Consider the following 1016-nt stretch of genomic DNA (forward strand, 5'->3'; position numbering starts at 1 on the left):
GGCAAGCGTTCTGACTTCACAGCTAGTGAAGTTGTAGAAATTATATCTTTTATAGATGAACAGATAAAGCTAAAACCTCTTAAAGAAATAAAAGCATCGATTATTGCTTGTCATGACTTTCAAATGGATCTGCATCAAAAGAAAATTTTAAAAAATTGTTCTATCAAAGACAATGAATGTTACTTTAAAGTGTTTGATTGTCAGCTCTCTGATGTAATTGAAATGTCAATCTTGAACGCTAATTACTTAGGAATGGTGATAGATGATGTAGACAGCTTGCATAATGCGCAACTACAGCCAATCTATCAAATGCTGGTGGCATGTCGTGAGATTACTAAGACAAGGTTCTTTGTCAGTAAATCTGGGACACGTACTGGTAAAGGCTTGCGTCATAAAGTAATTTCATCCATTTTTGATACGAAACATGTCAACCTAGACGAACTCTCAAATAAGGCAACGGCCGCAATGGCTTGGGCTGGATTTGATGGAGGGGAAATGTTACTGGTGACTGAATCAGGAGAAATTGGAAAGAGTTTAGAACGTTATTTGAAAATACTGGCTACTGAAAGCACATATCGTGGTCGAGGTATTGGCCAAAACTATGCGGATATTAATCTGACTGGTGTACTGTCTATTGATTCAAATGAAAAAGTATTATTTTCTTCTGAAATGAATAGCAGGGCTGTGAACATTGCTTTTAAGAATCGTCCAAAAAGAGAGACTGATAGCGAACGTGAATCAATCTTTGCACCCTACTGGGAGGCTTTCACTGAACAGCGAGTATCTGAGACCAGTCGAGAAGCAACGGCGCTTGCAGGAGTGGCTGCTTTATATTCTTCATTTGTCTATTGGAGACAGAATAAATTTAAGTTCAATTTCAAGCAAGTGGAAATGGATAACTTCAGTAGTGATCACTTTGATTTTGACGATGTGCAAATTTATATTATCGAGGAACACATCAAAGGGAACAAGACAATAATCAAAACGGATGAGGTTCAGAAGCTATTGAAAGAAAC

General features: G+C 37.4%; 1 protein-coding gene. It reads left to right on the forward strand.

Annotated features, from left to right (window positions below):
- On the forward strand, window positions 1–1016 hold a 1016-nt coding region (locus ABZV40_RS46450; protein ID WP_355456523.1), incomplete at both ends, for a hypothetical protein.

The sequence above is a fragment of the Lentzea sp. NPDC004782 genome (assembly GCF_040609115.1).
Lineage (GTDB): Bacteria > Actinomycetota > Actinomycetes > Mycobacteriales > Pseudonocardiaceae > Lentzea.